The organism is Serratia sp. LSHTC3, from assembly GCF_057197125.1.
Window position 1 is genome coordinate 355,701 of sequence record NZ_JBXUNP010000003.1, and the last position, 22,235, is coordinate 377,935.

A 22,235-nucleotide genomic window follows, 5' to 3' on the forward strand; every position below is an offset into this window, starting at 1 on the left:
ATGCCGCGCATCGACGCTCACCAGCACTACTGGCGCTACCACCCGCAGCATTACCCGTGGATCGACGAGCGGATGCGCGTGCTGCGGCAGGATTTCGATCCGCCCCGGCTGCGGCCGCTGTTGCAGGAACACGGTTTCGACAGCGCGCTGGCGGTGCAGGCGCGCCCCAGCGAGGAAGAGACGCTGGCCTTGCTGGCGCTGGCTGAGCAGAGCGAGGGCGTATGCGGCGTGGTGGGGTGGCTGGATATCGCTTCGCCACAGCTGGCGCAGCGTCTGGAAACTTTGCGGCCTTATCGCGCGCTGCGCGGGGTGCGCCATCAGGTGCAGGATGAAGCGGATCCGGCGGCCTGGTTGGCGCGGCCGGAGGTGGAACGCGGCATGCAAACGCTGCAGCGCGCCGGGTATGTGTACGAGATCCTGGTGACGCACCGGGATCTGGCGGCCGCGGCGGCGTTCGCCGCCCGCCATGACGAGCACTGGCTGGTGCTGGATCACCTCGGCAAGCCGGACATCGCCCGCGGCGCGCGGCACTGGGCGCAGCAAATCCGGCCGTTGGCGGTGCTGCCGCATGTGGCCTGCAAGCTGTCGGGGCTGATCACCGAGGCGCCGGGTGGCCGGTGGCGCGCGGAGGAGCTGCTGCCGTTCTTCGATGCCGCGCTGGAGGCGTTCGGCCCGCAGCGGCTGATGTTCGGCTCCGATTGGCCGGTGTGCCTGCTGGCCGGCGACTACCGCCAGGTGGTGCAACTGTGCGAACGGGCGCTGGCGACGCTGGGGGCCGCCGAGCAGGCGGCGATTTGGGGCGACACCGCCTGGCGAATTTACGGTTTAACGGAGTCTGGTTATGGATCTGTATCTGCAAGATAAGGTGGTGTTGGTTACCGGCGGCGGTTCCGGCATTGGCGCGGCGATTTCTCATGTGCTGGCCGAGGAAGGGGCGATCCCGGTGCTGGTCACCAACGCCGCGCCGGAGGCGGCGCTGCTGGCCGATTTGCAGCGGCTGCAGCCGCGCACCGGGGTGATCCTCACCGAATTGTGCGACGAGGCGGCCTGCCGCCGGGCGGTCAGCCAGACGCTGGCGACCTTCGGCCGCATCGACGGACTGGTGAATAACGCCGGGGTCAATGACGGCGTCGGGCTGGAGGCGGGGCGCGAAGCGTTCGTCGGCTCGCTGGAAAAGAACCTGGTGCACTACTACCTGATGGCGCACCTGTGCCAGGCGGCGCTGCGGGAGAGCCGGGGCGCCATCGTCAACATCGCCTCCAAGACCGCGCTCAGCGGCCAGGGGGGCACCAGCGGTTACACCGCCGCCAAGGGCGCGGTGCTGGCGCTGACGCGCGAATGGGCGGTGTCGCTGCGCCATGACGGGGTGCGGGTGAACGCGGTGGTGCCGGCGGAGGTGATCACCCCGCAGTACCAGCGCTGGCTCAACACCTTCGCCGAGCCGCAGCGGCAGATGGATAAAATCACCGCGCGCATCCCGCTCGGGCAGCGCATGACCACGCCGCAGGAGATAGCCGACACCGTGGCGTTTCTGCTGTCGTCGCGGTCATCGCACACCACCGGGCAATGGCTGTCGGTGGACGGCGGCTACCTGCATCTCGATCGGGCGCTGACGTGAGCGGCGCGGCGGCAGGGCGGCGCCGTTTCTGCCAGGCGCTCGATCTGATTGACTCACCGGCGCTGATTGCGGAGTACCAGCAGCATCATCAGCGCATTTGGCCGGGCATCGCCGCGCATTTGCGCGAGCACGGCATTCTGGACATGGAAATTTACCGGTTGGGCACCCGGCTGTTCATGATCGTGGAGGTCAGCGCCGATTTCGACGCCGCGCGCTTTGACGCCGCCAGCCTGAACAACCCCGAAGTACAGCGATGGGAAGCGCTGATGTGGCACTACCAGGCCGCCACCCCCTGGACGCCGCAGGGCGAAAAATGGGTGGAAATGGCGCGGATTTTCTCTCTGCAACAGCAATAACGCCAACATCATCATCGCCAGACGATACGAGGGTATCACCATGCTTGCTGAAAAAAGTGCGGCCTCCGCGCAGCCGGGCGTCCCCGTGACCGCCAATCTGCGCTGGGCCTTTATCCTGGTCACCAGCCTGTTCTTCATGTGGGGGCTGTCCTACGGCCTGCTGGACGTATTAAACAAACATTTTCAGGAGACGTTGCACGTCACCAAGGCGCAGTCGGGGCTGCTGCAGGCGGCCTACTTCGGCGCCTATTTCCTGGTGGCGCTGCCCGCCGGGTACTTTATGGATCGCAAGGGTTATAAGGCGGGCATTCTGGTCGGGCTGTGCCTGTACGCGCTGGGGGCGCTGCTGTTCGTGCCGGCGGCGTCGGCCAACAGCTTCGGCGTATTCCTGTTTGCGCTGTTCGTTATCGCCAGCGGCCTGGGCTGCCTGGAAACGGCGGCCAACCCGTACGCCACGGTGCTGGGCGACGCGCAGGGCGCCGAACGGCGGCTCAACCTGGCGCAGTCGTTCAACGGCCTCGGGCAGTTTATCGGCCCGCTGATCGGCGGCACGCTGTTCTTCTCCGCCGGCCAGTCCGCCGGCGACGGCGATCAGAGCGCGGTGAAGATGACCTATGTGGCGATCGCCGCGCTGGTGTTGCTGATCGCGCTGTTGTTCAGCCGCACCCGGCTGCCGGCGATCCGCGAAGAGGAAAAACCGGTGCACGGCGTGATAGCGCAGGGATTGTGGCAGCATCCGCATTTCGTCGGCGGGGTTATCACACAGTTCTTCTACGTGGCGGCGCAGGTGGGCGTGGGGGCGTTCTTCATCAACTACGCCACCGAGCACTGGCGCGAGGTGTCTAACCAGAACGCCTCTTACCTGCTGTCGATCGCCATGATCTGCTTTATGGTCGGGCGCTTCTTCAGCACCTGGCTGATGGGGCGGGTCAAACCGGCGACGCTGCTGGCGGTCTATGCGCTGATCAACATCGCGCTGTGCGGCGTGGTGATGCTGAGCGTCGACGGCGTATCGGTGGTGGCGCTGATCGCGGTGTTCTTCTTTATGTCGATCATGTTCCCGACCATTTTCGCCCTGGGGGTGAAAAATCTGGGCAAGCACACCAAGCGCGCCAGCTCCTTTATGATCATGGCGATCGTCGGCGGCGCCATCATGCCTTACTTTATGGGGGCGCTGGCCGACCGTTACAGCACCGCGCTCTCTTATCTGCTACCGCTGCTGTGCTTCGCGGTGGTGCTGGTTTACGGCCTGCGGCAGCGCCGCGCCTGATTCACCCCGGCGGCGAATCGGCCTTCGCCGCCGCTTTTGGCATCTGCCGCCGGGTTCCCATCAGGATGGCCAACGCCAGCAGCAGCACCAGGCCGGACAGCGCGCCGTTTATCGTCAGGCCGCCGGCATCCACCACCAGCCCGCCCACCAGTGAACCGCAGGAAATCGCCAGGTTAAACAGCGCGATATACAGCGAAGAGGCGACCTCGGCCGCATCGGGCGCCGCCTTGAGCATCCACGCCATCAGCGCAACGGAAACGCCACCGTAGGCGATGCCCCACAGCAGCAGGAAGGCGCCGCCGCTCAGCGGCGCGTGGCCCAGCAGCGGCAGCAGCAGGACGGCGAGCGCCAGCCCGAGGGCGATCAGCGCCAGGGTGCGGCGCAGCCGTTTGGCGGCGGCCTGGCCGGCGATGAAATTCCCGACGAGGCCGGCGACGCCGTAGGCGAACAGCAGCGGCCCCACCCAGCGGCTCTCGATACCGGAGACCGTCTGCAGCAGCGGACGGACAAAGGTGTAAGCCATAAAGTGACCGGCGACCAGCAAAAACGTCAGCAGCAGCCCGGTCAGCAGCCGGCGATTCGCGCGCTGCGCGGTGAACGACCTCCAGCTTATCGCCTGCGTGACCGGCAGCGGCGGCAGCACGCACACCAGCAGCAGCAGGGTCAGCGCCGCCAGAACGGCGACCGCCAGAAACGCCAGGCGCCAGCCCAGCGCTTCGCCGAGGAATACCCCGAGCGGCACGCCGAACACCGAGGCCGCCGCTACGCCGCCGAAGATGACGGACAGCGCCAATCCGACTGAGGCCGGCGGCACCAGGCGTTCCGCCAGCCCGCCGGCGATGGCCCAGATACCGCCGATGCAAAAACCCAGCAGGATGCGCGCGGCGAACAGCAGGGCCAGGGAGGTGGCGGCGGCGGCCAGCAGGTTAGCGGCGATCAGCAGCAGCAGAAAGCCCGCCAACAGGCCGCGGCGGTCCGTGCGCCGGGCGCCCAGCACCACCAGCGGGGCGAACAGCGCGGCGAACAGGGCCGGCAGGGAAATCAGCAGCCCGGCGCGGCCGATCGTCGCGTTCAGGGTATTGACGATCGGGCTCAGCAGCCCGACGGGCAGCATTTCTGCGGTGACGACGGTAAAGGTGGACAGGCCGACCGTGAAGGTGGCCAGCCACGCTTTTGCGCCGCCGTCGGCGTGTAAGGCACTCATAATGACTCTCCCAACAGGTGAAGAACCCCAGTGTATCCGCGCCAAAATGGCTGATAAACTGGCCTGATTGCGCAATATTGGGGACAAAACGTGGCTAATTTACCGTCTATGCCGTTGGATAACCTGACCGACCTGCTGGTATTCATTCGCGTCGCCGACGCCTGCAGCTTCACGCTGGCGGCCGAGAGGCTGGGCATCTCCCGTTCGGCGGCGGGCAAATGCGTGACCCGATTGGAGGCGCGATTGGCGACCCGGCTGCTGCAGCGCACCACGCGCAGCGTCAGCCTGACCGAAGACGGCGCGGTGTTTTACGAGTATGCGCAGCGTATCCTGTCGCAGGCCGAAGAGGCGGAAACGGCACTCAATACGCGGCGGCAAACCCCGCGCGGGCGGCTGCGGCTGGATGTGCCGGTCTCGTTGGGGCGGTTGCATATTCTGCCGATTCTGCGGGAATTTTTGGCGCAGTGGCCGGAGGTGGACGCCGACGTCAGCTTCTCCGACGATTACAGCGATTTGGTGCGCGACGGCATCGACGTGGCGATCCGCGTCGGCGGCAGCGACGACAGCCGACTGGTGCGGCGGGTGCTCGCGCCGCACCGCCTGATCACCTGCGCGGCGCCAGACTATCTGGCGCGGCACGGTACGCCTGCGAAACCGGAAGCGTTGGGCGATCATGAGACGCTGGTCTTCAGCCATCAGGGGTTGCCGGCGCCGTGGCGCTATCGGGTTAACGGTCAACTGCACGAACAGCCGGTGCGCGGCCGGATGCGTTTCAACAACGTCGAGGCATTGCGTGATGCGGCCGTCGCCGGGGCCGGTCTGTGTCAGGTAGGAGCGTTTCTGGTCGGCGAGCAGATTGCGGCCGGCACGCTGGTGCCGGTGCTGGAGCGCTATTGTCGCCCGGGGCCGCCGATCTGCGCCGTCTATCCCAGCCGGCGCCACCTCTCCCCCAAGGTGAAACTGTTTCTGGCGGCGATCGAACGGCGCTGGCAGGGCAAGGCGATTTGGGAAAGCGCCTAGCGCGAGCGGTTCATGCCGCTTGCACGGCCAGCGTTCGCCGCATTAAGCGATAGCCGCCGGCCGCCACCAGCAGTACGACCAGGCCGGCCGTGAGCGTGACGCCAAAGCCGGCCTTGATCCCCACCGCATCGATCGCCAGCCCCGCCAGGGCGGCGCCGAGCGCCACGCCAACCCCCAGGCCGGTCACCATCCAGGTCAATCCTTCCGTCAAGCGTGAAGGCGGCACGAGGCGTTCAACTAACCCCATGGCGACGATCATGGTCGGCGCGAAAAACAGTCCGGCGACAAACATCGCCGCCGCCAGCGTTAAGACATTGTGCACCCACAGCAGCGGCAGCGTGGTGAGTGCGGTGGCGAAGGCGGCGTATAAGAACTGCCGAGGCAATGGGGACGGCAGCTTTATTGCGCCGAAAATCAGCCCGGCGAGGCAGGAGCCGCCTGCGTAAACCGACAGCACGATGCTGGCGGCGGCCGGCTGCCCCTGCTGCTCGGCGAAGGCCACGCTGATGACGTCCACGGTGCCGACGATGGTGCCCAGCGCGATCAGCGCCAGCACCAGGATCTGCATCGACGGCATGGCCAGGATGGCGCGCTGCCGCTGGTTATTGCGGGGATAAACCGGGGGCTGAGTGCTTTTTTGCCAGGCGAATGCCGAAACGCCCGCCACCAGAAGCAGCGCGGCCGCCAGAGGGCCGGCCTCAGGGAAGAGCGCAACGCTGAGCCCCACGGCGATCGGCGGGCCGACGATAAAGGCCACTTCGTCCAACACCGACTCGAATGAAAACGCCGTGTGCAGCTGCGGCGTGCCGCGATAAATTTCGCTCCAGCGGGCTCTGACCATTGCGGAGATGCTGGGCATGCCGCCCGCGAGTGCGGCGAAGACGAACAGCGTCCAGTCCGGCGCCCGATAGTGGGTGCAGATCAGCAGCAGCAACAGGGCGAGTGCGCTGACCCCGGTGGCGTAGGGCAGCACGCGACTTTGGCCGTAGCGGTCCGCCGCGCGTGCGATTTGCGGCGCGAGCAGCGCCATGGAAAAGGCGAATGTCGCTGCCACCGCACCCGCCAGCCAATAGGAGCCGCGTACCTGCGAAAGCATGGTGATGATGCCGATACCGGTCATTGAGATCGGCAGGCGTGCGATCAACCCGGCAGAGGAAAACGCCTTGCTGCCCGGTGCGCTGAACAGTGTGAAATAAGGATTTGCCATGAATAGGGTTCCTGAATGTTGGCGGCTCGGTATTCGCGCAATGCCCATCATTGACATACGCCACGTATGTTACGTTAATTGACATACATGGCGTATGTCAATTATAACGTCATCAATGGCAAGACGGGAGTGAATCCATGGCACGTAAAGCGCGCACAGAAATGATTGAAGAAACCCGGCGTAAGCTGGTGGCGGCCGCCCGTCAGCAGTTCGGCGGCGTGGGGTATGCCGAGACGGTGATGGATGAGCTTACTGCGCAAGCCGGTATGACGCGCGGTGCGCTCTATCACCATTTTGGCGACAAGAAGGGATTGTTTTTGGCCGTCGTGCAGGAAATCGACGCCGAAATGGATGCGCGCCTGGCCGACATTACCGCGAGCACGCCGGATGACTGGGAGGCCTTCGCGGGGCGTTGCCGCGGTTATCTGATCATGATGACGGAGCCGCAATCGCAGCGCATTCTGTTGCGTGATTCGCCCTCGGTGCTGGGAGCCGACTATCTGCAGGCCAGCAAGCTGGGTTGCATCACCTGGATGACGGGGGCCTTACAGGCGTTGATGGCGCAGCGGCGTATCGCTACCGCCGAACCGGAAGCGCTGGCGCATTTAATCAATGGCGGCCTGATGGATGCTGCGCTGTGGGTCGCCCATCAGCCGGAAAAAGACGTGGCGCTGGAGCAGGCCTTGGCCAGTTTGAACCTGTTGTTGAACGGGCTGCGCTCCACCTCTGCTTAAGTTTTACTGGCGGCCGCCGCGCCGTTTCGGCGGCGGCTTAAGGGTGAATGACGACGGGCTGGACGTTTTGCGCCAGCTGGATATTGTTGCGGCCGCTGTGTTTCGCCAGATAGAGCGCGGCGTCGGCTGCGCCTATCGCCGATTCGATGTCCAGTTTTTCCAGCGCGGAGATGCCGGCGCTAAGCGTCAGCGTGCCGCTGTGCTGCGGGCTGGCGCCGTGCGGGATGTTCAGTTCCGCCACGCGTTGGCGCACCCGCTCGGCCAGCTGCGCCGCGTAGCCTTCGTGCACGTTGGTCAGCAGCACCAAAAACTCTTCCCCGCCGTAACGCACCACGATATCGCGCGAACGCACCGCATCGCGGATGGCGACCGCCACCTGCACCAAAGCCCGATCGCCCATGGCGTGGCCGTAGCTGTCGTTGTAGACCTTGAAGTGGTCGATATCCAGCAATAGCACGTAATGGTGGCCGGTTTGCGGTTCCAGCAGCATAGTGATCTTATTCTCCAGACCACGTCGGTTATAAAGGCCGGTCAAGGGATCGAGCATGCTCAAATTATTGAATTTGTCCCGCTCGTTATACAGGTTGGCCACCAGCGCGTGGGTAAAGATTTCACTGCGTTTCAACATCAGGTGATGAATGGAGAAAGCGATAATAGGTAATAGCGTGGTGAATAATATCCGCAGGGTATTATGCATGCCGTCTAGAGCCAGGATCATCATTGCGGAAGGTACGGCGTGTAAACAAAAGGCGGTAAAGTTATCCGTCAGAGAAATAGCGCTGATAAAAAAGATGCTAAACAAACTAATTAATAAAAAATCTTGGTTATTCGGTAGGCAATATTGACTTTTAACGTAAATATGTGCGGCCCAGAGCAGGCCGAGTACGCTGGCGAACAGGTTGAGTTTGCACAAATATTTACGTGGCGTTTGCAGGGAAAATAGCGCCGCTACCAGACAAAATAGCGGTATACATAATAAAGGTAGGGTAAATGCGGGCGTATCCCTAAAAGGGAACAATAATGTAAATACGGAAGAGGCGGCATTCATTACCAAAAAAAGAAATAATGCCAGGCGCTGCTTGCTGTTCAGTAATTCCTGATAAGAACGGGCGTTCATACGGAGGTCACTCTTTGCAAAGTCGTTCTGTCGAATAATTAAGGTTGAGAAGCATTCCTTTGGCGCGAATATCCACTTGAATTGCATGGTTGAGGATTGTGATTATTATCATGCAAACAGGACTAGGAATTTTCTTATGTCAAATTATCATTTTTTCCTGCTGGTGTCATCTGAGTTTGGTCAGCGCAGTGAAAATGATGCAGCGGCCAAAAAAGTGTTATATGATATTGGTTATCATTATCACTTAAGGAGGGTGTCATGCTCACTGCCATGATTGCCGCGTGCGGGCTGTGGGGCGTCAGTTGGTGCCTCGGGGATCGCCTGGCCAGCGCCTGGGGCGTTTTGCTACCTTGTGCGTTGATGCCGCTGCTGGCCTTGATCAACCTGGATATGCTGCAGTTGCGCACCCTGATCGTGATAGCGATGTTGGCCACGCTGGTGATGCTGTTCAACAGCCGGCTGCGCCACTATCTGCTGCTGCCTTCCTGCATGGCGCTGGCGGGCGGCCTGGCGGCAGTCAGCCTCAACTTCAGCTTTGGGTGAAACGCCAGAAACGGCAAAACCACGCTTAAGCGTGTTTATCATCAATGCGTTGGGATTTTTTCGAAGGAACTACCGGAGAGATCATCAATTGGTGCGAAGAGAGGGACTTGAACCCTCACGTCCGTAAGGACACTAACACCTGAAGCTAGCGCGTCTACCAATTCCGCCACCTTCGCACAGTCGATGTTGTTGCTTTGATTTATATTACGTCGCCAGCTTGGTGCGAAGAGAGGGACTTGAACCCTCACGTCCGTAAGAACACTAACACCTGAAGCTAGCGCGTCTACCAATTCCGCCACCTTCGCATCGATGCTGAGTGCAATATAAATCATGTGGTTATTTGGTGCGAAGAGAGGGACTTGAACCCTCACGTCCGTAAGGACACTAACACCTGAAGCTAGCGCGTCTACCAATTCCGCCACCTTCGCGTACCAGAAACATTACCGGAGTAACGTTACCACGGAGGCGAATTCTAGAGATTTTGGCGGGCACGTCAACAGTTATTTCCCCGCTTTGCGGGCGTTTGCTGGAAAAACAGCCATATCGCCGCTTTTCTGCTGGTCAAACAGCCAAATCAGCCAATCAATCAACACCCTGACCCGCGGCGCCAGGAAACGGCCGGGCGGATACATGATGTAAATCGGCATTGGCGGAGGCGGCGTGTCCGCCAACACCTCCACCAGCTCTCCCTGTTTCAGCCAGGGCGCCAGCGAATAGCGCGCCGCCTGAATCAAGCCCATGCCGGCGCGTGCGCCGGCGATGTAGGCGTCGGCGCCGCTGACGCTGAGCCGGGCGGGCAGCTCGCGCAGTTCCAGCTTGCCGCCGCGGCAGAATTCCAGCGGGTAATCGCGGTTGCTGGCCAGTGAAAAATACCCCACCGCGCGATGCGGCTCCAGGCTATCGATGTCAAGCGGCGTGCCGTGGGCCTGCAGATAAGCGGGGGAGGCGCAGGTGACCTGCGGCAGCTGGGCGATGCGCCGCGCCGCCAGGCCGTCGTCTTCGGTTTCCCAGGCGCGCAGCACGCAGTCCACGCCTTCGCGCAACAGATCGACGTGGGTGTCGTTGGCGCCCAGCGCCAGAGTGATGTCGGGATACCGCCGATAAAAGTCGTCCAGCGCCGGAATCACCACCTCGCGCGCCAGCGAATGGGGCATATCGATGCGCACCTTGCCGGACGGCTGCAGCTTATGCTGGCTGAACAACGTGTCCGCCTCTTCCAGCGCCCCCAGCAGCTGTACGCAGCGCTGGTAATAGAGGCTGCCTTCGCTGGTCACCTGCACCTGGCGGGTGGTGCGGATCAGCAGGCGCACGCCCAGCCGCTGTTCCAGCCGTTTCAGCGCGTTGCTGACCGTGGCGCGCGGCAGCTGCAGGCGTTCGGCCGCCCGGCTGAAGCTACCCAGTTCGACGATGCGGGTAAAAATGCGCATGGCTTGAACCTGATCCATGTCCACTCCGGATTGTTGGTGATTTTTGAACAGTGATGTGCAATCTGCATTATTTATCTTTGTCGCGTAAACAACCAGACTTTGCTGCGTTATCCATTCACCGCATGAGGGCAGCACAATGCAACAACGTAAACTCGGTTCCAACGGTCCCGTCGTCTCCGCCCTGGGGCTGGGGTGCATGGGCATGAGCGACTTCTATTCCACCGGCGCCGATCGGCAGGAGGCCATCGCCACGCTGCACCGGGCGCTGGAGTTGGGCGTCACGCTGCTCGACACCGCCGACATGTACGGGCCGCACACCAACGAAGAGCTGGTGGGGGAGGCGATCAGGGGCAAGCGGCAACAGGTGTTCCTGGCCACCAAGTTCGGCATCCTGCGCGATCCGGCGGATCCTTCGGCGCGCGGCGTCAGCAGCCGGCCCGAGTATATCCGGCGCTCCGTCGAGGGGAGCCTGCGGCGCTTGGGCGTGGAGGAGATCGATCTCTATTATCAGCACCGGGTCGATCCGCAAGTGCCGATCGAAGACGTCGTCGGCACGATGGCGGATCTGATCCGCGAAGGCAAGATCCGTCACATCGGCCTGAGCGAGGCGTCGGTCGCCACGCTGGAGCGGGCGCACAAGGTACATCCGATCACCGCGCTGCAGACCGAGTATTCGCTGTGGACGCGCGACGCCGAGCAGGGCGTGCTGGCGGCCTGCGAGCGCCTGGGCATCGGCTTTGTGCCCTACAGCCCGTTAGGGCGCGGTTTCCTCACCGGCGCTATCCGGCGGCCGGAGGATCTGGCCGAGGACGATTTCCGCCGCAGTAACCCGCGCTTCCAGGGGGAAAACTTCAGTCGCAATCTGGCGCTGGTGGAGAAGGTGAGCGAGCTGGCGGCGCAGAAGGGCGTCAAACCCTCACAGCTGGCGCTGGCCTGGGTGTTGGCGCAGGGGGAACACATCGTGCCGATCCCCGGCACCAAACGCCGTCGTTACCTGGAAGAGAACGTCGCGGCGGCGGAGATAACGCTGAGCGCGGCTGAGCTGGCGGCGATTGAAGCGGTGTTCCCGCTGAGTGCGGCGGCCGGCGATCGCTACGGCGCGGAGTCGATGACCTACATCAACGGTTAAAAAAAGCGCGGCCTGCAGGCCGCGCTCTGTCGTTTTCCGCCAACGGCGAATTATTTCTTCTTCGGTGCGCGCGGCGGGCGGCCGACGGTCGCCTGGTACACCTTGAAGCGGCCGTTTTGCGCCAGCACTTCGTGGCTGCCGAAGGTGGCGTCCAGAATGTCCGGGTAGGGCAGGAAGGCGTTGGCGACGATGCGCAGCTGGCCGCCGATCGGCAGGTGCTTCACCGCGCCGCGGATCAGGGTTTCGGCAGCGGTCAGGCTGGTCTGCAGCCCGTCGTGGAACGGCGGGTTGGAGATGATCATGTCGAAACGGCCGGTGATATCGGAGTAAACGTTGCTGACGATCACTTCGCCTTCGATGCCGTTGGCGGCCAGCGTTGCGCGGCTGGATTCCACCGCGGCGGCATTGACGTCGCTGAGGGTCAGTTTCACCTTCGGCGACAGCTTGGCCATCACCGAGGCCATCACGCCGGCGCCGCAGCCGATGTCCAGCACCTTGCCTTTCATGTGTTTTTCCAGCGTCGACAGCAGCAGCGAGCTGCCGACGTCCAGGCCGTCGCGGCTGAACACGCCCGGCAGCGTTTTTACTTCCAGATCGTGCAGCTGATAGCTGTCCCACCACTCGTTCAGGTCGAACTCGGTCTGCGCGTCCAGGCGGCCGTGATACAGGCCGCAGCGGCGCGCGCTGTCGATTTTCACCAGCGCAACGTGGCCTTCCAGCGTTGGCTCGGCGCTGCGCACGCCGCTGCGGTTTTCACCGACCACGAACACGTCCACGCCTACCGGCAACAGCGCCAGGAGGTTGCACAGTTGGAATTGCGCCTCCTGCTTGCTCTTCGGCCAGTAGTAAACCAGCGTGTCGCAGTCGGCGACGAAAGCGGGATCGACGGTCAAACCGAACTGCACGTTATCGCCCATCGTCCGGTTCAGTAACTGCCAGTGATGGTAATGCTGAGTGTGGACGCGCACGTCCGCGGCCTCGAATTGGGCCGGCAGGCTGTCCTGCAGGTCGCCGGCAAACAGCACGCGGCGTTCGATAAATTCATCACTGTGGCGCAGCATGACTTCACTGGCGGGGGTTAATGCAGACATCAGATATTGGCTCCTGGAAATGAGACCGGGGATTATAGAGCTTTGTGGCGATATGTTCGACGGGTTTGTTGGCGCGGGCTGCGCGGGTTTGTTAGCATAGCGCGGCGCATGGCAGGCATGGCGCACCACAACGGGTAGGAATCGGCATGGCATCAAAACGCGACTGGCTGTTACAACAACTGGGTATTACGCAGTGGACATTGCGCCGCCCGGGCGTGTTGCAGGGCGAAGTGGCGGTCAGTCTGCCGCCCGAGGCGCGCCTGCTGGTGGTCGCGCAGACGCTGCCCGCACCCGACGATCCGCTGTTTTGCGACGTGCTGCGCAGCCTGGGGCTGACGCCGGCGCAAACCTACAGCCTGACGCCGGAACAGGCGGCGATGCTGCCTGAAGAGACCACATGCAACAGTTGGCGGCTGGGCGTGACGGAACCGCTCGCGGTCGCCGGCGCGCAGCTACACAGCCCGGCGCTGGCCGAGCTTTCCCAAGACGCGGGGGCCAAACGCGCCCTCTGGCAGCAGATTTGTCATCATGAACACGATTTCTACCCTGACGGCGGCCGACCTGGCCACAGCCTTCACCATTGAGCAAGCCAGCCACGCCTTTCCCTGGACGGAAACCACCTTCGCCAGCAATCAGGGCGATCGCTACCTTAACCTGAAGCTGAGCGCCGACGGGGAGATGGCGGGATTCGCCATCACGCAAATCGTGCTGGACGAAGCCACGCTGTTCAACATCGCCATTCATCCGCAGCACCAGCGCCGGGGTTTTGGCCGCCTGTTGCTCAACGCGTTGATCGAACAGCTGGAGAGCCGCGGCGTGGTCACGCTGTGGCTGGAGGTGCGCGCCTCCAACCAGGCGGCGATCGCGCTGTATGAAGATCTCGGTTTCAACGAAGTCACCGTGCGCCGCAATTATTACCCGAGCGCCCACGGCCGCGAAGACGCGATCGTGATGGCGCTGCCGCTGGGGTAATCTAAAAACATCCTATTGATTGTTTTCCTCCCCTTTAACAACTGAAAAGTTGTTTCCTGATTAATTTACATCAAACAAGTTGTTTTTCGCTGTGACGACAACTAATTTGTTGTTTATTGTTGAGGAAACAATCAATGCGTTGTTTGGAGGTGGGGATGAGAAAATTATCAGAAATATCAGCGTTGCTGAAAGAAAAACGCATTGAGTTGGGCTGGAGCCAAAAAGACTTTTTGATGAAGATTGGCATGACTCAACAGCAATATCAGCGTGTTGAATCGGGCAGCGATATGCGGATGAGCACGCTGCTACGGATATTGGCGGCGATGGATTTGGAATATGTTATCGTGCCGAAAAGGTCTGTCCGTGATGTGGAGTGCTTGCTGCAACAGACAGTGAGTCATGCACCAGAAGTGAGTAACTTACAGAATTTCGAAGAAAAACTGAAAGATCTCGAGGACTAGCGAATGAAAGGGCGGCGACAGGTTGAATCGGTGCAGGCGTTAGCCTTGATATTGCATGGTGTGCGGGTGGGCGTGCTGGCGCACTACAGCGGCGGCAGAAACATCCTGACGTTTGATCCGCACTACCTCGCTTTGCCGGAGCCTGTTCGTCCCCTGTTTACGCTAAGGCAGAAGGCGCACGCAGGGTATCTTGAGCAAGTTTTACAGTCATCGCAGCGCCTTCCGCCCGTCTTATCCAATTTATTGCCCGAAGGCGCACTGCGCAGTTGGTTGGCCCAGTCGTTGAAAACCCATGTGAATGAGGAGTTTCCTTTACTTGCCTGGGCCGGGGAAAACTTGCCGGGAGCGCTTGAAGCACGGCCGCTGGCCGCCAGTGATATCCCCGCTTGGGCGTTAACGTCGCGCGGAGAGCTGGAAGCCGTGCATATTGATGTTGGAGTGGCGGCGCAGAAATTTTCTCTGGCAGGGGTACAAATGAAATTTTCCTCTGTGCGCAAAGAGGGCCGCTTCAACATTTCTTCTCAGGTGGGCGCTGATAGCTGGATCATTAAAACGCCTTCAACCGTTCATCGTCATCTCCCTGAAAATGAATATACGGCAATGCGTTTGGCGCAAGCCATCGGCGTGGATATTCCTGATATTGAGCTGGTTGAGCTGACACGGCTTGAACACTTGCCTGATATTCGCTTGGCGGATGAACCCTATGCGTATGCCATTCGTCGTTTTGACCGCAGTGAAAGTGGGCGAGTGCATACAGAAGATTTTGCCCAGATATTCGAGATCTATCCACACGACAAATACCGCGGCAAAAATTACGATCAGATAGCGGCTTATCTCTATGAGTTTGGCAGTGAATCTTTAGCGGATACGCAGCAAATGGCGCGCCGTCTGTTGGCGAATATTCTGCTCGCCAATGGCGATGCTCACGTAAAAAATTGGTCCATGATCTATCCAAACCAGGCCGATGTGCGGCTTGCTCCCGCTTATGACATCGTCACTACATTGGCTTATATCCCTGGTGAGTCTGAGGTTGCGCTCAATATGGCGAAGGAAAAACGCTGGGATAGGATCTCAATGCGAACCTTCGAGCGCTGGTCCGATCGAGTCGATATTCCCTGGCCCGCAATACGGGTGCATCTCTTGGATGCCATCGACAAGGCGCGAGCTTTGTGGCCGGCATTGTTGGCGGACCTGCCGATGGCGGACGATCACAAATCGGTATTGCGTCGGCATTGGGCCGCCTTGTCCCCCGATTTCCGCCTGTGTTAGCGGGAAATCGGATCCATTGATTGTCACCGGTTGGCAAATCGGCGAAAATGCCCGGCTGTTATCTTTTATTCACCGCTTTGCCCGGCGCCGCGATCGGCGCGTTCTGATGATGTCGCAGGGCGGACTAACCGTAGAACCTGAAAACCATGTCTCCTAGTGAATTTGCCCGCGAAGTCTCCAAAAGAAGAACTTTCGCCATCATCTCGCACCCCGATGCCGGTAAAACCACCATTACCGAAAAAGTGCTGCTGTTCGGACAGGCGATCCAGACCGCCGGTACGGTAAAAGGCCGCGGCTCCAGCCAGCACGCCAAATCCGACTGGATGGAAATGGAAAAGCAGCGCGGGATCTCGATCACCACCTCGGTGATGCAGTTCCCGTACCGTGACAGCCTGGTCAACCTGCTGGATACCCCGGGGCACGAAGACTTCTCCGAAGATACGTATCGCACCCTGACCGCGGTCGACTGCTGTCTGATGGTGATCGACGCCGCCAAGGGCGTAGAGGATCGCACCCGCAAGCTGATGGAAGTCACCCGCCTGCGCGACACGCCGATCCTGACCTTCATGAACAAACTGGACCGCGACATCCGCGATCCGATGGAAGTGATGGATGAAGTTGAGCGCGAGCTGAAGATCGCCTGCTCGCCCATCACTTGGCCGATCGGCTGCGGCAAGCTGTTCAAGGGCGTTTACCACCTGTACAAGGATGAAACCTACCTGTACCAGACCGGTAAAGGCCACACCATTCAGGAAGTGCGCATCGTCAAGGGCCTGAACAACCCAGAGCTGGATGCGGCGGTGGGCGAAGATCTGGCGGCGCAGCTGCGCGATGAGCTGGAGCTGGTGCAGGGCGCTTCTCACGAGTTCGATCAGGAAGCTTTCCTGAGCGGCGAGCTGACGCCGGTGTTCTTCGGTACCGCACTCGGCAACTTCGGCGTGGATCATATGCTGGACGGCCTGGTGGCCTGGGCGCCGGCGCCGATGCCGCGCAAAACCGACACCCGCGAAGTGACGGCGGCGGAAGAGAAATTCACCGGCTTCGTGTTCAAGATCCAGGCCAACATGGATCCGAAGCACCGCGACCGCGTGGCCTTTATGCGTGTGGTGTCCGGCCGTTATGAGAAGGGCATGAAGCTGCGCCAGGTGCGCACCGGCAAAGACGTGGTGATCTCCGATGCGCTGACCTTTATGGCCGGCGACCGTTCGCACGTGGAAGAAGCCTACCCGGGCGACATCATCGGTCTGCACAACCATGGCACCATCCAGATCGGCGATACCTTCACCCAGGGTGAAGACATGAAGTTCACCGGCATCCCGAACTTCGCGCCGGAACTGTTCCGTCGCATTCGCCTGCGCGATCCGCTGAAGCAGAAACAGCTGCTGAAGGGGCTGGTGCAGCTGTCCGAAGAGGGCGCGGTGCAGGTGTTCCGCCCGATCGCCAACAACGATCTGATCGTCGGCGCGGTCGGCGTGCTGCAGTTCGACGTGGTGGTGGCGCGCTTGAAGAGCGAGTACAACGTGGAAGCGCTGTATGAGTCGGTCAACGTGTCGACCGCGCGCTGGGTCGAGTGCGACGACGTGAAGAAGTTCGAAGAGTTCAAGCGCAAGAACGAGATCAACCTGGCGCTGGACGGTGGGGACAACCTGTCCTACATCGCGCCGACCATGGTGAACCTCAACCTGACGCAGGAACGTTATCCTGACGTGACCTTCCGCAAAACCCGCGAACACTGATCAATCGGCAGGGCGCCCGGTGCGCCCTGCCAACCTCCCTCATCCTCACTCCGCTAATTAATAAAACTTCCTCACCTTTTATGCCGCAAACCGATATCGCCAGGCAGCGTTCGTTAGGCCTGCGTTTTCCGCCGCATGGTCTATCTTTAACGAGATGTCCGCACATTGCTTGAGAGTAAATCACTGTAATACGCTGATTGTTTGGTGAGTTATTCTGATGTGTTGCCGATAGGAGACAGTCTGTTTCCTTAAATATCAATGAGATGACTGTTTTACCGTTTCGTGTCACTTAGTCTGTCGTCAATAGGCGACAGTTTTTTGATTAAAAATCCGACTCAATGCTTTTTTTGTTTGATTTTTAAGGTGTTTATGGAGTTGGCACGGCGGTTGCAATATTCCTGTCGTGAACGCTTAATCGTATAGCGATGATGAAGTATTTACCGAGAGGCCGCGTGAAGGCGGCTGAAGGGTTCCGGCGCTCTGGCGCTGGGGCCCCCAACAAAAGGAAGAGATCGATGAAAAAGACCAAATTTGCACACTCGCTGATGGCTGTTGTTTTGGGTTCTGCTTTGGTGAGCGGCACTGCGCTGGCCGAAGACAGTCTGCTCAACAAGGCGTCTAACGCCGCGGACAGTGCCGGTGCCAAAATCGATAGCTCCATGAAAAAAGTTGACGGTTACATGGATGACAGCGCGATAACGGCTAAAGTTAAAAGTGCGTTGGTGGACGATAAAACCATCAAAAGCACTGACATTTCGGTGAAAACCGAAAAAGGCACCGTGATCCTGAGCGGGTTTGTCGGCAGCCAGGCGCAGGCGGAGCATGCGGTTGCGGTTGCCGGTAAGGTGGAAGGCGTCAAAACCGTCAGCGACAAGCTGCACGTGAAAGATGAAGCCAACCAGTCGATCAAATCGTATGCCGGCGACACCGCCACCACCAGCGAGCTGAAAGCCAAGCTGCTGGCCGATGACATCGTGCCGTCGCGCAATGTGAAAGTGGAAACCACCGATGGCGTGGTGCAGCTTTCCGGTGAGGTGAAAACGCAGGCGCAGTCTGAGCGTGCCGAAAGCATCGCCAAGGCTATCGACGGCGTGAAAAGCGTGAAAAACGACCTGGTGGTCAAGCCGTAATCCCGCCAGGCGCCCGTAACAAGTAACCACAAGCCGCATCTGTCGGGCCGTGAAGGCGGCCCGACGTGTACCACCAAAAAAAGAAACTGATTTGCCGTCGATGTCCCGTTGTCGGGGCGGTAGACGGCAGCGAATTTTTTCACAATGGTAAGGAGAAGCTTATGTTTCGTTGGGGCATTATCTTTTTAGTCATCGCGCTTATCGCTGCGGCACTGGGGTTCGGTTCGCTGGCGGGCACCGCCGCCTGGGCCGCCAAAGTCGTGTTCGTTGTCGGCATCATCCTGTTCCTGGTCAGCCTGTTCACCGGCCGTCGGCGCCCTTAGCCGGCCGGCATTTTCCTGCAAACTGTAACAAAGCTTAATTCCTTTTCTCACCTCGGGGAGGGCCGGCCATGAACAGCGACATCATCGTCGGGCGCTGGAAACAGCTGAAAGGTCAGGTATGGCAGGCGTGGGCCGAATGGTCCGGCAGCGATGGTGCCTGGTTGGCCGGCAGCAATGATTTCCTCGTCGGCGTGCTGCAAGAGGATTACGGAAGAGAGCGAGACGCGGTATCCTCGGAGAAAACGTCTCACTGAGGATGCCAAGTTGGGATACAGAATACCCATCACGCTCGGCAATATAGAACCGCTGGCGTCTAAACCTTTTCGACCAGGAAAAATGGCGTTGGTCTGCGAAGGCGGCGGCCAGCGCGGCATTTTCACCGCCGGCGTGCTGGACGAGTTCCAGCGCGCGGGCTTTAACCCTTTCGATCTGCTGATCGGCACATCGGCCGGCGCTCAGAATCTGTCTGCCTACATCTGTGGGCAGATGGGCTACGCGCGCCGGGTGATCACCCGTTACACCACCTCGGCCCAGTTCTTCAATCCGCTGCGTTTCGTGCGCGGCGGGCATCTGATCGATCTCGATTGGCTGGTTGATACGGCGGCGGCGCAGATGCCGCTGGCGATGGACGTGGCGGAACAGCATTTTATCGACGGGCGCGAATTCCTGCTGTGCGCCTGCCGCAGCGACGATTTCGAACCGGCCTATCTGCCGGCGCAGCGCGAACGCTGGCTGCCGGCCATCAAGGCGTCCAGCGCCATTCCCGGCTTTTACCGTCAGGGCGTGGAGTTGGACGGCGTCAGCTATCAGGACGGCGGCATCAGCGATGCGATCCCAGTGGAAGAGGCCTACCGCCGCGGCGCCGACACCATCGTGGTGATCCGCACCGTGCCTTCGCAAATGTACTACACCCCACAGTGGATGAAGCGCATGGAGCACTGGCTGAGCGACAGCAGCCTGCAGCAGATGGTGCGCATCCTGCAGCATCATGAGCAAAGCTATCACCGCATCCAGCGCTTTATTGAGAAACCGCCGGGCAAGCTGCGCATCTTCGAGATCTTCCCGCCTAAGCCGCTGGCCAGCAATGCGCTGGGCAGCCGACTGGGGGCGCTCAATCAGGATTATCACCTGGGGCGCCGCTGCGGCCGCTACTTCCTGGCCACCGTCGGCCAGTGGATGGCGCAGCAGGAACCGGACGGTATCAAGGTGCAAAAATCGTTGTCGCGCCGCCTGATCCAGCCGGAGAACGTCAGAATGCCTTCGCCGATCGTGACCGACATCGCCATGTCGCCCGATCTCACGGCGCAGCCGGAGGCTGCGGTGGCGGCGCCGAAAATCATCCTGCCGGGCGATCTGCCGCCGGGTGAAGGGGGCGCGCTGTGAGCTACGCCTTTACCGACACCCACTGCCATTTCGATTTCCCGCCCTTTACCGGACATGAGGCCGAGAGCCTGACGCGGGCGGCAAGCGCCGGCGTGCAGCGCATCATCGTCCCGACGGTCACCGCCGATCGCTTCGCGCGGGTGCTGCGGCTGGCGCAGGATCACGCGCCGCTGTTTGCCGCGCTGGGGCTGCACCCGCTGTATATCGCGCAGCATCATGAGCCGCAGCTGGAACAGCTGGCGGCGCTGTTGGCCGAACGGCCGCGCAAGCTGGTGGCGGTGGGGGAGATCGGGCTCGATCTGTATATGGACAACCCGCAGTTCGAGCGGCAGCAAAGCGTGCTGCTGGCCCAACTGAAGCTGGCGAAACAGCATGAGCTGCCGGTGATCCTGCATTCGCGCCGCACCCACGACCAGCTGGCCGCCGCGCTGCGGCGCATGCAGCTGCCGCGCCGCGGCGTGGTGCACGGCTTTGCCGGCAGCCTGTCGCAGGCGCAGGCGTTTATCCGCCTCGGCTATTACATCGGCGTGGGCGGCACCATCACCTATGAGCGGGCGCAGAAAACGCGCGGCGTGATGGCGCAGCTGCCGCTTGAAGCGCTGCTGCTGGAGACGGATGCGCCGGACATGCCGCTGGCCGGCTATCAGGGGCAGCCGAATCGCCCCGAGCGTGCCGCCGAGGTGTTTCACACGCTGTGCGAGCTGCGGCCGGAACCGGCCGACGAGATCGCCGCCCATCTGCAACGCAATACCCAGTCACTGTTTGCCATGCCGGATTGACGAGCTTATAACGTGACTTGCGTCACGTTATAAGATTTTCATTTGCGTCTCGTTGTATACATTTGTGACATAAATCGGTGCGAGGGTGACCTCGCTCAGTATAATCCCCCCGAAACTCTCCAATAGCAGACCTCTCTTCATGAGCAGGGATGTATTTTATTTTTTGCAACAGGGAAACTTTGCATGCAACTCATCATGAGTCTGGTCGGTATGGCGGTGCTGATCGCCATTGCGGTGCTGCTCTCCAGCAACCGTCGGGCCATCAAATTGCGCACCGTGGTGTGGGCGTTCATCATTCAGGTCGGCATCGGCGCGCTGGTGCTGTACGTGCCGCTGGGCCGCAGCATTCTCGGCAGTATGTCTAACGGCGTGGCAAACGTTATCGCCTACGGCAATCAGGGCATTTCGTTCATCTTCGGCGGGCTGGTGTCCGACAAGATGTTCGAGGTGTTCGGCGGCGGCGGCTTCGTGTTCGCGCTGCGCGTCCTGCCGGTGATCGTGTTCTTCTCCTCGCTGATTGCGGTGCTGTACTACCTCGGCATCATGCAGTTGGTGATCCGCGTGTTGGGCGGCGGCCTGCACAAGTTGCTGGGCACCTCGCGCACCGAATCGCTGTCGGCGACCGCCAACATTTTCGTCGGCCAGACCGAAGCGCCGCTGGTGGTACGCCCCTATATCGCCACCATGAGCCAGTCAGAACTGTTCGCCGTGATGTGCGGCGGCCTGGCCTCGGTAGCCGGTTCGGTGTTGGCGGGGTACGCGCAGATGGGCGTGCCGCTGGAATACCTGATCGCGGCGTCCTTCATGGCCGCGCCGGGCGGGCTGCTGTTCGCCAAGCTGATGGTGCCGGAAACTGAGCAGACCCACGATAAAGACGATGCGATGAAGCTGATCGCTGAAGAAGATCGTCCGGCCAACGTGATCGACGCGGCGGCTTCCGGCGCGGCTTCCGGCATGCAGCTGGCGCTGAACGTCGGTGCGATGCTGCTGGCGTTTATCGCGCTGATCGCCTTGCTTAACGGCATTCTCGGCGGTATCGGCGGCTGGTTCGATTACCCGCAGCTGTCGCTCGAGCTGATCCTCGGCTGGGTGTTCTCGCCGATCGCCTTCCTGATCGGCGTGCCGTGGAGTGAAGCGATGACCGCCGGTTCGTTTATCGGCCAGAAGATCATCGTCAACGAATTCGTCGCCTATATGAACTTCGGCGCCTATCTGCGCCCGGACGACGTGGTGGCGGCGGAAGGCCTGCAGGTGCTGTCGGCTCACACCAAGGCGATCATCTCCTTTGCGCTGTGCGGCTTCGCCAACCTCTCCTCGGTGGCGATCTTGCTGGGTGGTCTGGGCAGCATGGCGCCCAACCGTCGCCACGACATCGCGCGCTTCGGTCTGAAGGCCGTGGCGGCGGGCACGCTGTCCAACCTGATGAGTGCCACCATCGCCGGCTTCTTCCTGGCGCTGTAAGCCAT

Annotated in this window: 24 protein-coding genes and 3 tRNA genes; 19 read left to right on the forward strand and 8 right to left on the reverse strand. The window is 61.0% G+C overall.

The window, feature by feature from the left end; all coding sequences use genetic code 11:
• The 4 genes from AC2CGI_RS14530 to fucP are packed head-to-tail and all read left to right on the forward strand — an operon-like array spanning position 1 to position 3,244.
• Positions 1-864 carry an amidohydrolase family protein gene (locus AC2CGI_RS14530; RefSeq protein WP_076740920.1) on the forward strand — a complete coding sequence of 288 codons (864 nt, stop codon included), beginning with the start codon at positions 1-3 and terminating at the stop codon, positions 862-864.
• The gene (locus tag AC2CGI_RS14535) at positions 842-1,618 is read left to right on the forward strand and encodes an L-fucose dehydrogenase (protein WP_076740921.1); all 777 of its coding nucleotides are present in this window, start codon (positions 842-844) and stop codon (positions 1,616-1,618) included. Before AC2CGI_RS14530 ends, AC2CGI_RS14535 begins: the two co-directional genes overlap by 23 nt.
• Entirely contained in the window at positions 1,615-1,974 is a 360-nt protein-coding gene (locus tag AC2CGI_RS14540) for an L-rhamnose mutarotase (RefSeq protein ID WP_015376547.1), read from the forward strand. The genes AC2CGI_RS14535 and AC2CGI_RS14540 overlap by 4 nt, the downstream gene beginning before the upstream one ends.
• A gap of 40 nt (positions 1,975-2,014) precedes the next feature.
• Positions 2,015-3,244, forward strand: coding sequence for an L-fucose:H+ symporter permease (fucP, locus tag AC2CGI_RS14545; RefSeq protein ID WP_076740922.1), 1,230 nt, complete (start codon positions 2,015-2,017; stop codon positions 3,242-3,244).
• 1 nt (position 3,245) lies between these two features.
• On the opposite strand, the gene AC2CGI_RS14550 is transcribed toward fucP, so the two are convergent.
• On the reverse strand, positions 3,246-4,448 hold the full coding sequence (locus tag AC2CGI_RS14550; protein ID WP_015376548.1) for an MFS transporter: 1,203 nt from the start codon (positions 4,446-4,448) through the stop codon (positions 3,246-3,248).
• A gap of 108 nt (positions 4,449-4,556) precedes the next feature.
• Between AC2CGI_RS14550 and AC2CGI_RS14555 the strand changes: the two genes are divergently transcribed.
• Positions 4,557-5,468, forward strand: a complete 912-nt coding sequence (locus AC2CGI_RS14555) for a LysR family transcriptional regulator (RefSeq protein ID WP_075684792.1) — start codon at positions 4,557-4,559, stop codon at positions 5,466-5,468.
• Positions 5,469-5,478: 10 nt separating this feature from the next.
• On the opposite strand, the gene AC2CGI_RS14560 is transcribed toward AC2CGI_RS14555, so the two are convergent.
• A complete protein-coding gene (locus AC2CGI_RS14560) occupies positions 5,479-6,675 on the reverse strand; it encodes an MFS transporter (protein WP_021505391.1) in 1,197 nt (398 codons plus the stop codon).
• Positions 6,676-6,812: 137 nt separating this feature from the next.
• Between AC2CGI_RS14560 and AC2CGI_RS14565 the strand changes: the two genes are divergently transcribed.
• The gene (locus tag AC2CGI_RS14565) at positions 6,813-7,409 is read left to right on the forward strand and encodes a TetR/AcrR family transcriptional regulator (RefSeq protein ID WP_015376551.1); all 597 of its coding nucleotides are present in this window, start codon (positions 6,813-6,815) and stop codon (positions 7,407-7,409) included.
• Positions 7,410-7,446: 37 nt separating this feature from the next.
• On the opposite strand, the gene AC2CGI_RS14570 is transcribed toward AC2CGI_RS14565, so the two are convergent.
• Positions 7,447-8,526 carry a GGDEF domain-containing protein gene (locus AC2CGI_RS14570; RefSeq protein WP_015376552.1) on the reverse strand — a complete coding sequence of 360 codons (1,080 nt, stop codon included), beginning with the start codon at positions 8,524-8,526 and terminating at the stop codon, positions 7,447-7,449.
• A gap of 258 nt (positions 8,527-8,784) precedes the next feature.
• Between AC2CGI_RS14570 and AC2CGI_RS14575 the strand changes: the two genes are divergently transcribed.
• A complete protein-coding gene (locus AC2CGI_RS14575) occupies positions 8,785-9,069 on the forward strand; it encodes a DUF1435 domain-containing protein (protein ID WP_004933115.1) in 285 nt (94 codons plus the stop codon).
• An 89-nt stretch (positions 9,070-9,158) separates the two neighbouring features.
• Here the strand turns inward: AC2CGI_RS14575 and AC2CGI_RS14580 are convergent.
• The 4 genes from AC2CGI_RS14580 to AC2CGI_RS14595 form a co-directional block, all read right to left on the reverse strand.
• Positions 9,159-9,245 (reverse strand) — tRNA-Leu (locus tag AC2CGI_RS14580).
• Positions 9,246-9,287: 42 nt separating this feature from the next.
• Positions 9,288-9,374 (reverse strand) — tRNA-Leu (locus AC2CGI_RS14585).
• Positions 9,375-9,410: 36 nt separating this feature from the next.
• Positions 9,411-9,497: transfer RNA gene (locus tag AC2CGI_RS14590), tRNA-Leu, on the reverse strand.
• Between the two features lie 72 nt (positions 9,498-9,569).
• Positions 9,570-10,514 (reverse strand): LysR family transcriptional regulator, encoded by a 945-nt coding sequence (locus tag AC2CGI_RS14595; RefSeq protein ID WP_015376553.1) that lies wholly within the window; start codon positions 10,512-10,514, stop codon positions 9,570-9,572.
• A 118-nt stretch (positions 10,515-10,632) separates the two neighbouring features.
• On the opposite strand from AC2CGI_RS14595, the gene AC2CGI_RS14600 reads away from it, so the two are divergent.
• The gene (locus tag AC2CGI_RS14600; protein WP_076740923.1) at positions 10,633-11,625 is read left to right on the forward strand and encodes an aldo/keto reductase; all 993 of its coding nucleotides are present in this window, start codon (positions 10,633-10,635) and stop codon (positions 11,623-11,625) included.
• 50 nt (positions 11,626-11,675) lie between these two features.
• On the opposite strand, the gene rsmC is transcribed toward AC2CGI_RS14600, so the two are convergent.
• Positions 11,676-12,716, reverse strand: coding sequence for a 16S rRNA (guanine(1207)-N(2))-methyltransferase RsmC (gene rsmC, locus AC2CGI_RS14605; RefSeq protein ID WP_031300418.1), 1,041 nt, complete (start codon positions 12,714-12,716; stop codon positions 11,676-11,678).
• Between the two features lie 146 nt (positions 12,717-12,862).
• Here rsmC and AC2CGI_RS14610 point away from each other — a divergent pair, with 146 nt between their 5' ends.
• From AC2CGI_RS14610 to AC2CGI_RS14660, 11 genes are all read left to right on the forward strand, one after another.
• Positions 12,863-13,300: a DNA polymerase III subunit psi gene (locus tag AC2CGI_RS14610; RefSeq protein WP_021505387.1), complete on the forward strand. Its 438-nt coding sequence runs from the start codon at positions 12,863-12,865 to the stop codon at positions 13,298-13,300.
• Positions 13,245-13,688 (forward strand): ribosomal protein S18-alanine N-acetyltransferase, encoded by a 444-nt coding sequence (gene rimI / locus AC2CGI_RS14615; protein ID WP_044029730.1) that lies wholly within the window; start codon positions 13,245-13,247, stop codon positions 13,686-13,688. The genes AC2CGI_RS14610 and rimI overlap by 56 nt, the downstream gene beginning before the upstream one ends.
• Before the next feature lie 155 nt (positions 13,689-13,843).
• Positions 13,844-14,149 carry a helix-turn-helix domain-containing protein gene (locus AC2CGI_RS14620; protein WP_019454983.1) on the forward strand — a complete coding sequence of 102 codons (306 nt, stop codon included), beginning with the start codon at positions 13,844-13,846 and terminating at the stop codon, positions 14,147-14,149.
• A 3-nt stretch (positions 14,150-14,152) separates the two neighbouring features.
• Complete coding sequence (locus AC2CGI_RS14625; protein WP_076740924.1) at positions 14,153-15,418, forward strand: type II toxin-antitoxin system HipA family toxin; 1,266 nt, start codon at positions 14,153-14,155, stop codon at positions 15,416-15,418.
• Between the two features lie 146 nt (positions 15,419-15,564).
• A complete protein-coding gene (prfC, locus tag AC2CGI_RS14630) occupies positions 15,565-17,154 on the forward strand; it encodes a peptide chain release factor 3 (protein WP_004933094.1) in 1,590 nt (529 codons plus the stop codon).
• 515 nt (positions 17,155-17,669) lie between these two features.
• Positions 17,670-18,284 (forward strand): molecular chaperone OsmY, encoded by a 615-nt coding sequence (gene osmY, locus AC2CGI_RS14635; protein ID WP_004933091.1) that lies wholly within the window; start codon positions 17,670-17,672, stop codon positions 18,282-18,284.
• Positions 18,285-18,445: 161 nt separating this feature from the next.
• On the forward strand, positions 18,446-18,607 hold the full coding sequence (locus tag AC2CGI_RS14640) for a DUF1328 domain-containing protein (RefSeq protein ID WP_004933089.1): 162 nt from the start codon (positions 18,446-18,448) through the stop codon (positions 18,605-18,607).
• A 68-nt stretch (positions 18,608-18,675) separates the two neighbouring features.
• Positions 18,676-18,861, forward strand: coding sequence for a CsbD family protein (locus AC2CGI_RS14645; protein WP_004933086.1), 186 nt, complete (start codon positions 18,676-18,678; stop codon positions 18,859-18,861).
• Between the two features lie 10 nt (positions 18,862-18,871).
• Entirely contained in the window at positions 18,872-19,990 is a 1,119-nt protein-coding gene (locus tag AC2CGI_RS14650) for a patatin-like phospholipase family protein (protein ID WP_031300414.1), read from the forward strand.
• Positions 19,987-20,769 carry a TatD family hydrolase gene (locus tag AC2CGI_RS14655; protein WP_076740925.1) on the forward strand — a complete coding sequence of 261 codons (783 nt, stop codon included), beginning with the start codon at positions 19,987-19,989 and terminating at the stop codon, positions 20,767-20,769. The genes AC2CGI_RS14650 and AC2CGI_RS14655 overlap by 4 nt, the downstream gene beginning before the upstream one ends.
• 183 nt (positions 20,770-20,952) lie before the next feature.
• Positions 20,953-22,230, forward strand: coding sequence for a NupC/NupG family nucleoside CNT transporter (locus AC2CGI_RS14660; protein ID WP_019454990.1), 1,278 nt, complete (start codon positions 20,953-20,955; stop codon positions 22,228-22,230).
• Positions 22,231-22,235: the final 5 nt, after the last annotated feature.